The 11938-nt window shown below is 63.4% G+C and carries 6 protein-coding genes; 3 read left to right on the forward strand and 3 right to left on the reverse strand.

The window, feature by feature from the left end; translation table 11 throughout:
- Positions 1–69: 69 nt before the first annotated feature.
- Entirely contained in the window at positions 70–1380 is a 1311-nt protein-coding gene (locus AB1E34_RS19705; RefSeq protein WP_372574026.1) for a DUF2793 domain-containing protein, read from the reverse strand.
- Between the two features lie 206 nt (positions 1381–1586).
- Between AB1E34_RS19705 and AB1E34_RS19710 the strand changes: the two genes are divergently transcribed.
- Both AB1E34_RS19710 and AB1E34_RS19715 read left to right on the forward strand, forming a co-directional pair.
- Positions 1587–2876 (forward strand): hypothetical protein, encoded by a 1290-nt coding sequence (locus tag AB1E34_RS19710; RefSeq protein WP_372574027.1) that lies wholly within the window; start codon positions 1587–1589, stop codon positions 2874–2876.
- A gap of 148 nt (positions 2877–3024) precedes the next feature.
- The gene (locus tag AB1E34_RS19715) at positions 3025–6021 is read left to right on the forward strand and encodes a calcium-binding protein (RefSeq protein WP_372574028.1); all 2997 of its coding nucleotides are present in this window, start codon (positions 3025–3027) and stop codon (positions 6019–6021) included.
- Between the two features lie 52 nt (positions 6022–6073).
- Here AB1E34_RS19715 and AB1E34_RS19720 read toward each other — a convergent pair whose 3' ends face one another.
- Positions 6074–9460 carry a calcium-binding protein gene (locus tag AB1E34_RS19720; RefSeq protein ID WP_372574029.1) on the reverse strand — a complete coding sequence of 1129 codons (3387 nt, stop codon included), beginning with the start codon at positions 9458–9460 and terminating at the stop codon, positions 6074–6076.
- A gap of 308 nt (positions 9461–9768) precedes the next feature.
- Here AB1E34_RS19720 and AB1E34_RS19725 point away from each other — a divergent pair, with 308 nt between their 5' ends.
- Complete coding sequence (locus AB1E34_RS19725) at positions 9769–10509, forward strand: class I SAM-dependent methyltransferase (RefSeq protein WP_372574030.1); 741 nt, start codon at positions 9769–9771, stop codon at positions 10507–10509.
- A gap of 54 nt (positions 10510–10563) precedes the next feature.
- On the opposite strand, the gene AB1E34_RS19730 is transcribed toward AB1E34_RS19725, so the two are convergent.
- On the reverse strand, positions 10564–11938 hold a 1375-nt coding region (locus tag AB1E34_RS19730; protein WP_372574031.1), incomplete at its 5' end, for a calcium-binding protein.

The following is an 11938-nucleotide window of genomic DNA, read 5'->3' on the forward strand; positions in this document are numbered from 1 at the left end:
CCCGATCCGGGGCGGACACCCGCCTTGCGGGTGCAGGATTTTTCTCGCAGGCCGCAGGCAGGCTGCCGTTCAGAACCAGCGCCCGGTGGCCGTGGCATGCACCGGCGCCGATGCGGCGGCACCGGCGGCGTTCCAGACCTTGAGGGTCACGCCGGTCGCGCTCAGATCGCCGCCTTCGGTCACCAGGCGCGGTGCCGTGGCGTGCCGGGCCAGGGCCTGAAGGCTGACAGAGGCCGCCGAGATGAATGTCGCAGGAAAGCTCCAGGCATGGCTTGAGGCTGCAGCGCTGAAAAAGCGGGTGCAGATCTGGGTGCCGTCGGCAAAGCGGACATAGTCGCCCTGGGCTGAGGTGCCGCGCTCGATCACGGCCCCGGTGGGCTGGCCACCACTTTCCGAGACCGCGCCCAGGATTGATGTCTGGTCATAGATCTGCCGCCAACTGCCCCAGGAGCCGCCGGAAAAGGTCCGGGTCCAGATGCCGTTATCGAAACTGTTGCGCCAGGCGGTCTGCCGGAGCAGCGCGGTATTGCTGCGCTCGATCCGGATGACGCCAAAGCTGCTCTGCAGCGCCGCAGGGAAGTTCTCCGCCCCTGGGGTAGAGCCTGTATATCGGTAGGCGCCTGCGGGGGTGTCGGTTGCGTCGATATCCGGGATCTGTGTGGCAGCTCCGGTTTCGCCCAATCCAAACGCGCCGGTCGCCAGCAGCCGCCCGGGCGTGGCATCGGCCACATCCGTCTGCACGGCGCTGCCGGTGGCATGGCCGGTGGCGCTGTCCAGGCGCAGCGCCTCGGTCCAGTCGGACCCGTCATCCGAGACCTTGACCGAAAACGCGTTCTGCCCGGCCAGCCCCAGTTCCACATGCCCGGTCCAGCCGGACTGGAACAGCAGGCTGGCCGTGTCGGCATCAGAGGCCTTGTTGACCTTCACCTGATGACCCTGGCCCGCATGGCTGAGCAGCGTCGCCGGCGACTGGACCGCCAGCCGGTTTGTGGCGTCCGCACTGGTGCCGATGCCGATCCGGTCAAGATCGTCGAGCGCGGGTTGCAGGGCGGTCCAGCCCACGCCGTCCCAGATCACCACCTGTTCATCTGCCACGTCCCAGGCCCGCCACCCGATCTGTGGTGCGACAAAGTGCCAGGCCGCGTCGAGCCAGGCGGCCAGCATCCCGTCCTGCCCGGCCCAGGCGCCAGTGGCGCCGGTTCCCAGACCATGGATATCCCCCTCCTGCGCCTGGGCCGGCGGAACGCTCGCGCCGGTTTGCTGCAACCGCAACTGCACCACGATGTCGAGGCGGCGCAGCGCCTCGTTATGGGTGACATGTTTTTGCGCCTGTGACGGTTGCAGGAATGGCAGCTCGAGATTCGACGAATTTTGCGTCATGAAAGGGTCCCCTTGGTCCGAATAGACTGGCGCAGCCTGCCGTGATCGCGGTGAAGTCGGGCCTAACCGGGGGCACGGTACGGTCATCTTCCGTTTACCTCCGTCGCTGGTTTCGCCTGTTTGCCCCCGCCCGGTCTTTATCGGCTGTTCAGTCGCGGGTCGGGGAGCTATGAAGCAGAAAACGGATCGAGCGGAGCGGATTTGGAATGTTGATCGGAATTGACAAGCGGTTTGTGTTCGTGGCCAGCACCAAGACCGCGTCAACCTCGCTGGAACAGGTCCTCAAACCGCATGCCGATATTTTTCGGAGCGGCTCGGCGCAGCGCAAGCATATCGGCCTGCCCGAGATATTTCCGACCTATGATTTCCTGTTTTCCCAGCCTGGCTACGGTCCCGACAGCTTTTTCAAGTTCGGCGTGATGCGCGACCCGTTCGACTGGATCAACTCGTGGTATCGCTACCGCCTTGGCAACGAGGTCGAAAGCCCGCTGCCCGAGGGTATGAGCTTTGCCGATTTCTGGGCGCTCAAGGACTGGAACATTCTGCGCGGGAACGGCAGCAAGCATCTGCAGCGTGACATGTTTCTGGGCGGCGATAGCCAGCTCATGGCCGATGTGATCATTCCCTATGATCGCCTGGACGACATGTTCCGCGACATCTGCGCCGAGCTCGAAATGCCTGCGGGCCTGCCGCGGGCGAATGTCAGCCGGATTCGGGAAACCCAGAGCCTGCCGGACGGGCTGGAAGAGGAGGTCCGAGCCTTCTACGCGGAGGATTACAAGCTTTATGCGGAGCTGGATGCGATCAACGCCGAAGGCATGGCGCGGTTGCGTGCCGACCGCCGTGTGTTCCGCCCGGTCCGGCAGGCCTCCGGAACATCTCCCGGATCCGCGGTGGCGGTCCCCGAAGGGCATGTCTTCGTCTTCAGCTATTGCCCCGAGGCTGGCGGTTCGATCCAGACCCACCTGAACGACCAGCCCGGATTTTGCATCCGCGGTGAAAACAGCGACGCGGCTCTGCATCTGATGCGTTCGAGAAATGCCATCGCAAATAACCCCGAGATGACCGCGCTGCGCCGGGCGGGCAAGAAGACCGCCGCGTCGGCCCGCTTCTATGGTGCCGAAAAGATGTTTCCGCGGGAATATGGCCGGGCCGTGGCTGCAACTTTTACGCAGAAGGTTCTCAAGCCCGAACCAAATTCCCGGATCGCCGGGTTCAGGTCCGGGCTGACACCCCGGGATACAGGCGTGTTGCAGCGCTATGTGACCTTCCTGTCGGAACATTTCGAAAATACCCGGATCGTGTTCGTGACCCGTCGCCACTCGGATGTGGCGGGCCCTTCCCGAAACACTCCGGACCGTTTGGACAGCATCGACACATTTTACCGGAGCCATCGCGACGCGCATCCCGACCGGTGCCATCTGATCGATTACGATCTCTGGCAGTCGGACCCGCAGACCCAGAAAGATCTGACCGCCTTTCTTGGTGAGGGGTAAGGCGATTTGGCCTGCATCCAGACGCAGGGGTCTGGCGGATTTTAAGTGTTTCCTACGTAATATCCCCGATTTCGACAGAATTTGACCCCGGGCCGGCCTGACCGGCCTGCCATCCCGGATTCGGGTGATATTTTCGGGGGCGGGGGAGATGGTCCTGCAATTCGACGGGCGGTTGTCCACGGGTCAGGAGGCGCTGGATGGTGATCTGCGCAGCCTGCATCTGGTAACCGGAACTGGTGGCAATGTGCTTTATGCAGGCACCGGCCGACATGGCGGGCTCAGCACATATGCGCTGACACCGGATGCGGCAGCGCAGGTGGTGGATACGGTCGATTTCCGGACCCTGCCCGGAGGGGTGGCGGACACCCGGCTCGACATGCTGACGATGCAGGGTCAGGACGTGCTGGTGTTTGGAACCGGCAGAGGCGGGGATCTTCTGTATTACACGCTGGAGCCGGATGCCGGTTTCGGCGCGCAGGGCGCGGTTGCGATCCCGGGCGCGGGGGTCGACAGCTGGGATGCGGGCGGTTCCATGCCGTATCTTTTTGCGCTCGATCGCGATGCCGGGGTTCTGAAAGCTTATGACACCGGCGGGGCCGGAGCGGGCCGGGCTGCACAGCGGGGCGGTGCGGATTGGCAGCCGCCTGACGGAACGCTGGTGACCGCCTTGCCCGCTGGCGCGGGGGCGGTCGTGGTGGCGGCAGCGGGGGGGAACGCCTCGGAAATGGTCAGTTTCCGGATGTCGGGCCCCGGGGGCAATATGGTTGATGCAGGCCGCTCCGGAGCTGTGCACGGGGTGGGGTTCTCAACACCAACAGCGCTGGAAAGCGTCTCTGCACATGGGGAAAACTGGGTCATTGTTGCGGCAGCCGGCAGTGACACGCTCAGCGTATTTCGGGTCAGTGCCGATGGCCAGCTGACCCCGGCCGATCATCTGCTCGATACCGGCGAGACACGGTTTGGCGGCGTGCAGGCGCTGTCCGTGGTGCCGGTTGGCGAGCATGTGCTGGTCTTTGCCGGCGGCGGCGATGACGGGCTGGCGGTGTTCTCGCTGCTGCCCAATGGACGGCTTGTGCATCTGCAAAGCATCGCTGATGCGCCGGGGCGGGGTCTGGGTGACGTCACCGCCATCGGGGCCGGGCTGGTTGGCGACGAGGTGCAGATCTTCGTGGCCTCCGAAAGCCTGCCCGGCCTGTCTCAGTTTTCCTGGAGCGTGGCGTCGCTTGGCCTGGCTCGCGAAGGCACAGCGCCCCAATTGCAGGGGACCGCTGATGATGACGTGCTGCTGGCTGACGGTCCGGGGTCGGTCACGGTGACCGGTGGCGGTGGCGATGACATTCTGGTGGCGGGGTCCGGCACAAGCGTTCTGCGGGGCGGGGCAGGGGGGGACCTCTTTGTTCTCGGACCCAGCGATGTGACCCAGCGCATCGTTGATTTCCAGTCGGGACGGGACCGGCTGGACCTGTCGCATTTCCCGCTGCTCCGGTCGCCGTCGCAATTGAAAGTCACCCCGTTGCCGAACGGGGCGCTGCTCGAATTCCAGACCTCGCGGATCGTCATCACCAGCGCGACCGGCGGGCCGCTGAAGCTGTCGGATTTCTGGCCGACGGGGCGGTTTTCCACCCCCGACCGGCTATTGACCGAGGCGATCCCATATCCGAGAGAGATTCTAGGGTCCGCTGCAGCTGATCGGCTCGGAGGTGGGACTGGTCATGATACGATCCGCGCCGCTGCCGGTGACGACGTGGTCTGGGGCAGGGCCGGGGCGGATCATCTGGATGGCGGGCTGGGTCAGGACCGTATCTGGGGCGGTACCGGCAACGACACCATCATTGGCGGCGACGGACAGGATACAATCGACGCCGGAGATGGCGTGAATGTCATATTCGCGGGACGCGGCAGCGATCTGGTTCGGGCAGGCATCGGCGCAGACCTAATCAGGGGCGGCGGTGGCAATGACGGAATCCACGCGTCCGCAGGCAGCGATACCGTTTGGGGGGGGCATGGCAGCGATACGCTGGATGGCGGTGCTGGCCGGGACCGGTTGTATGCCGGGGAAGGGGCTGACGTCCTGAATGGCGGCGGCGATGGTGACTATCTGGATGGCGGTTGGGGGGATGATACGCTCTGGGGCGGTAGCGGTGCCGACACCATCCTTGGCGACTGGGGGCAGGATACGATCGGAGCGGGCGATGGCGCGGATACGGTTTTTTCCGGTGGCGGTAGCGATGTGATCCGGGGGGGGAGGGGGAACGACCTGATCGGCGCCGGTGGTGGATGGGACAGAGTCTGGGGCGGCGAGGGTGCGGATACTGTCTGGGGCGGCGAAGGCAATGATACGCTGGACGGCGATGCGGGCCGGGACCGATTGTTGGCCGGTAATGGTGCTGACGTCCTGAATGGCGGCGGCGATGGTGATTATCTGGATGGCGGTTGGGGGGATGACACGCTCTGGGGCGGTAGCGGTGACGACACCATACTCGGCGACTGGGGCCGGGATTTGGTCGGGGCCGGGGACGGCGCGGACCGGGTCGACGGCGGTGGCGGTGGCGATCTGATCCGGGCGGGCGCGGGCGACGATACGATCAGCGGCGGCGGCGGGGCGGACGACCTCAGAGCCTCCGATGGGGCGGATGCCGTCTGGGGCGGGGATGGCAACGATACGCTGGATGGCGGCAGTGGCCATGACAATATCGGCGGCGGCAACAACCAGGATGTGATCCTTGGCGGCGATGGCAATGACACTCTGGGCGGAGGGGAAGGCGACGACGCGATATGGGGCATGAACGGGGCCGATCTTGCCCGGGGTGGCGACGGCAGAGACAGGATCGGCGGCGGGGCCGGACGGGATACTCTGAACGGTGGCGACGGGGCGGATACGCTCATCGGCGGCAGTCACGCCGACCAGCTGACCGGTATGGCCGGAGCTGATGTCTTTGTTTTTGGCCGGGACCATGGCCGGGATAACATCACTGATTTCAGCCCGGGGCAGGATCGGATCGAATTCGGCGGCGGGATCGCTTTTTCGGACCTGACCATCCGCCAGATCGATGGCGGGACCGAGATCACAAGCGATCTCGGCACCATTCTGCTGGAGGGGGTCGCGCCTGATCAGCTCTCGTCCGGGGATTTCCTGTTCCTCTGAAAAGCCCGGACACATGGCCCGGGCTTTTCGTGTCGGAATTTTTCCGGACGCTTCAGGAGAAGATGAAGTCACCCGCATCCAGCGTGCCTTCGGCCACGCCCACAAGCGTCATCGTGTTGCCCAGCCCGTCGCTGATCACCGCTTCGGCGCCGCCTGACAGGTGATTGGCCTGCAGATCGGCGAAATCGGTGATTGCCGCCACGCCGCTCAGGTCGATCCGGTCGCCAGCCCCGAAGCCGATCACCTGGTCGTCCCCGGTCGAGAAGACCAGAACATCCGCATCCGCGCCGCCGCGCAGCGTGTCGTTGCCCGCGCCGCCGTTCAGCACATCCGCGCCTGCGCCGGCAAAGAAACTGTCATCGCCGGTGCTGCCGTTTAGCGTGTCGTCGCCATTGCCGCCGAACAGGGTGTCGTTATCTGCCCCGGCCGAGAGCACATCATTGCCATCGCCGCCGCCCAGCGTATCCTCGCCGTTGCCACCGAAGATGGTGTCGTTGCCGATCCCGCCGTTCAGCGAGTCATTGCCGTCATTGCCACCCAGATTGTCATTGCCCGCGCCGCCGGTGATCTTGTCATCGTCCCGGCCCGCGAACAGCCGGTCATTGCCGTTGCCGCCGCCGAGCACGTCCTTGCCAGTGCCGCCATAGGCGACGTCGTTGCCCTCGCCGCCATAGAGCGTGTCGTTGCCGGTGCCGCCGCGCAGCGTGTCATTGCCGTCCTCGCCCCGCAGCAGATCGGCGCCGTCGCCAGCAAACAGCCGGTCCATCCCGTCGCCGCCTTCCAACCGGTCCCAACCGTCACCGCCTTGCAGCGTATCAGCCCCCGCACCGCCTTCCAGCGTGTCACGACCGCCTTCGCCCTGCAGCAGGTCCTGACCATTGCCTCCATCGATCAGATCATTGCCGCTGAGCCCGGCGATGTCGTCATTGCCGTCGCCACCTTCCAGCGTATCGTTGCCATTGGCACCACCGTCGATGGTGTCCCGTCCACCCCGGCCCTCGATCCGGTTGTTCTGGCCGTCCCTGCCGGTCAGGTCGTCATGCCCGTCGCGCGAGCCGCGCACATGTTCGATATTGCTGATCGTATGGGTAAACGCCTCGCCTCGCCATGTGCCGGTGGCGGTGCCCGTGTTCAGATCCAGCGTCACCGCTTCGACCCCGGTCCGGTCATAACGCAGCAGATCAAAGCCGCCAGCGCCATTGACCGTGTCATTGCCGGCCATCAGGATCAGCGTGTCATCCCCGCCGCTGCCTCGCACGCTGTCATCCAGCATCGTGGCGCGCAGGCTGCCCAGATTTGCAACCCCGTTGATCGTGTCCTGCCCGCCATACCCGTCATCGCTGACAATGCCGGTCGCCAGATTGACGGTGATGCCATTATCGAGATCGGGTCTGCGGAAATCGAGCCTGACATGTCCAGACCCGGCATTGATGTTGAAGCGATCATTGCCGCCCTCTCCGACGACGGCGATGAAGGCATTGGGGTTCGACCCCGGTGTGATGTTGAAGACGTCATTGTGAAAACTGCCACTGACATCCAGGCCCCAGTTGTTGATCGCCCTGGCGACATCGATGATCTGGGTTGTGCCGTTTGCCCCTTTGTTGACGAAGCCGTTATTTGTGGCGCCGTTGATCCAGACGGTGATCCCGGCCTCCATATCCCAATGCTCCAGCCCGACGCCGCTATCAGTTGTCAGGCTCGAGAGGTTGATGGTGTCATTGCCGGCCCCGGCAAGCAGCGCATCATAGCCTTCGCTATTGCTGCCGGGGTGGAGGGAGTCATTGCCTGCGCCGCCGCGCAACTGGTCCGACCCGGCACCGCCGAACAGCACGTCGTTGCCGTCATCGCCGTGCAGCTCATCATCACCGCCGGCGCCGATCAGCGTGTCATTGCCCTCATCGCCGCGCAGCGTGTCGTCGCCCCCGCCGCCATTGAGCCTGTCATTGCCGCCACGGCCCTCGAAGTACTCGTCGGTGTCATTGCGTCCGATGATCGTGTCATTGCCTTGGCGCGAGCCGCGGATTTCCTCGAAATTGCTGATCGTGTGGGTAAAGGCCTCGCCGCGCCAGATGCCGGTTGCGGTGCCGGTTTGCAGATTCACATTGACCGCCTCGACTTGGCTGCGGTCATAGCGCAGAACGTCGAAGCCGCCACCGCCATCGGCGGTGTCATTGCCCGCCATCAGGATGATCCGGTCGCGGCCATCGCTGCCGAGGATGCTGTCATTCATCATCGTGGCGCGGATTTCGTTCAGGTTTTCCCAACCGTTGATTGTATCCGACCCGCCATGACCGTCCTGCGAGACGATGCCGGTTTGCAGATTGGCCACGATACCGGTGGTGGCGTTCGACCGATAATCCAGCCGGCCAGATATATCCGTTGAGTTGATGTTGTATGTATCATTGCCACCGCGCCCGGAGAGCGCGATCCATCCGGTGGTTCCGGCCACGATGTTGAAGGTGTCGTTGTGCTCTGAGCCAATGAGGTTAAGCCCGCCCTCGCTGGCGGTCAGCGGATTGTTCAGGTTGAGGATCGTGGTGGTGCCGTTGGCGCCCTTGTTGACGAAGCCTCTATTGGTGTTGCCGTTGATGGTTGCGACCACCCCGGCATTGAGGTCATTCATGCTGATATCGGCAAAACTGTTTGCATTCGTGATGGCCGAGAAATCCACCGTGTCATTGCCCGCGCCCGGCTCCAGGTAGTCATAATTGCTGTTGTTGCCGGGGTTCAGATAATCGTTTCCGTTCCCACCAAAAAGCTCATCCGACCCGTTGCCGCCGCGCAGCGTGTCACTGCCATTACCACCGCTCAGCGTGTCATCGCCCGCGAGCCCCACGATGCTGTCATTGCCGGCGCCGCCATCGAAATCGTCGGCGCCGTTCGATCCGATGATGACATCATTTTCGCTGGAGGAGAAACTCAGCGTGCTCAGCAGGATATCCTGGTTGGGGGGAATAGGGCTTGAAGGGGGAGGGATGTCATAGCTCTGCAGCGCATTGTCCAGGAAATTGTTCCAAGCCCCCAAATTGTTGAGGTTCGGCAGGGGATCACCGCCAAGGCGGAAGAAATGCGCGGCATCGACGGTGCCATGTGTCGGGTGGTTTACGCCTTCTTCCTCGAGGATCAGGATCGTGGTGCTGCGCGCCACATTGCCAGGCGCTAGCCAGTTGATCTGATAGATCTGGCTGTCTGGTCCGTCGTCTGCATCCGGGTCGAGGTTCTGACCGTTGAGGCGCAACTGGCTCAGGTCGATATCGATATCCACGAACAGGTCGTCTGGCGCGGTGCCGCCCGGTTCCAGCGGTAGGACCGTGTAGCGCAGCGAATTGGTGCCGCTGGTAGGTACCAGTTGAAGGCTGGCCCCGGTCTGGGTGCCGACATCCGTGTCGGTTGCAGCATTGGTAAATACCGTGAAGCCGGTTGCGGAATAGGTTGTCATATCACGATCCCCCTTGGAACAAATCTGACCCTCCGGCGCTTGTATGACCGCCGAAACATATGGCTTGAATGGTTTTTGCCTTCGGCTGTCTTTGAGCAGCCTGAAATCAAATTGACTAAACAAAACCGAATCTGACCCGTCAATTACTTTGACACCGGTTGGTCTCAGCCCTGACAGATGCCCCCATCATGCCTCACCTCGCGGTTCTCCCCAGAACAGGAAATGCGCGCCGCCATCATGTGCCTTTTGCCACGCCGTGCAGCCCAGTGGCGTCGGGGGAGTGGATAGCCTGCGCAAAATCAGCCATCATGCGGATAGGCCATTTGCCGGATTTGAGTGATTTTGTACAAGTTTTTTATGGAGGAGTGTGCTTCGTGGATGAGCGAATAAATTGGGGGAACCTGACCTCGAATATAGAGTTTCTGGACCAAACCGGACTTTTGGATAGCCCCCGGCGTATCCTCGAAATCGGATGTGGCCGCTGCCAATTGATGCTTAAATTGAAGGCGGACGGGCATGATGTGGTTGCGATCGACGCCTTTCAGGAGGTCGTGGATGCCGCTCCTGACGGGCTGGATGTGCGTTTGGCGGAAGGCAGCGAATTGCCTTTTGGCGATGACAGTTTCGATCTTGTGCTGAGTTTCGATGTCGTCGAGCACATCCCCGATACCGACGCGCATCTGAAAGAGGTGCGCCGGGTGCTGAAACCCGGTGGGCACTACCTTTTGCAGACCCCCAACAAATGGACGAACATCCCCTTCGAGATGGTGCGCTGGTCAACCAGCTATGGGGTGCGGCGGATGTTCGATTTCCTGAAGCCTCCGCAGCATTGCGCGCTGCACAGCTATGGTCAGCTCAAGCGCCGCATGCGGGACAATGATTTCTCGATCCGGTTTTATGACATTCCGGTGGTCAACGAATATTTCACCGAGAAGGTGCGCAAATATCTCGGATCACCGGGGGTTGCGGCGTTGAAGGCCATCAACCCGGACAAGCTGCCGATCCCGATGCGGACGAATTTCTACGTGCAAGTGCAGCCGATCATATAGAAACGCCGCCCGCGACCAGATCGCGCGGGCGGCGTTTGCCGGTGCTGTGGGGGCTCAGAAGATGAAATCACCCTCATCAAGCGCACCCTCGGCCACACCCACGAGTGTCATCGTGTTGCCCAGCCCATCGTCGATCACCGCCTCGGCGCCGCCCGACAGGTGGTTGGTCTGCAGGTCTGCGAAATCACTGATCGCATCCACGCCGCTCAGGTCGATCCGGTCGCCCGACTCGAAACCGATCACCTGGTCGGTGCCGGTCGAGAAGACCAGCACATCCGCATCCGCGCCGCCGCGCAGCGTGTCATTGCCCGCGCCTCCATCCAGCACATCCGCGCCCGCGCCGCCGAACAGAGCGTCATCCTCGCCGCCGCCGCGCAGCGTGTCATCGCCATCACCGCCGAAGATGGTGTCATTGCCCGCCCCGGCCCAGAGCGCGTCTGCGCCGTCGCCACCGGCCAGCGTATCCTCACCGTTGCCACCGAAGATGGTGTCATCATCCGCATCGCCCCAGAGCGCGTCCGCATCGTCGCCACCGCGCAGCGTGTCCGTACCGTTGCCGCCGAAGAGCCTGTCATTGCCGCTGCCGCCGCTCAGCGCGTCGTCGCCGACATTGCCTTTGAGCTCGTCTTCGCCCGCGCCACCCTCGAGCGTATCATTGCCGACCTCGCCCCGCAGGGAATCCTCTCCGGCACCGCCCTGCATCAGGTCGTCGTCCGCGCCGCCCTTCAGATAGTCATTGCCCTCGCCGCCTTCCAGTGTGTCGCTACCGCTGCCGCCGCTCAGAGAGTCATCGCCGTCGCCGCCTTCCAGCGTGTCGCTACCGTTGCCGCCGCTCAGATAGTCATCGCCGTCGCCGCCCTCCAGCGTGTCGCTACCGTTGCCGCCATAGAGCCTGTCGCGCCCGTTCCCGCCCTCAAGCAGGTCCGTGCCAATATAGCCACTGATCTCGTCATGGCCCTGGCCACCTCGTAGGATGTCGTTGCCCTCACCGCCAGACAGGGTATCATCGCCCCCCTCACCCCAGAGCGTATCATTGCCGGCCTCGCCGGACAGGGAGTCCTCGCCCTCCCAGCCGACTAGCCGGTCATGGTCTGCGCCGCCCAACAGGGTGTCGTTGCCATAGCCACCAAACAGCGTGTCCTGTCCGCCCTGGCCCAGCAGGGAATCGTCGCCGTTTCCACCTTTGAGAAGGTCGCTGCCGTCGCCACCCTCGGCCCGATCCGCACCTTCGCCGCCGATCAGGGTATCATCGCCCCCTTCGCCTTCGAGCGTATCATTGCCAGCCTCGCCGGACAGGGAGTCCTCTCCCTCCCAGCCGACTAGCCGGTCATGGTCTGCGCCGCCCAACAGGGTGTCGTTGCCATAGCCACCAAACAGCGTGTCCTGTCCGCCCTGGCCCAGCAGGGAATCGTCGCCGTTTCCACCTTTG

Source organism: Ruegeria jejuensis (assembly GCF_041537905.1).
Classification (GTDB): Bacteria; Pseudomonadota; Alphaproteobacteria; order Rhodobacterales; family Rhodobacteraceae; genus Ruegeria_C.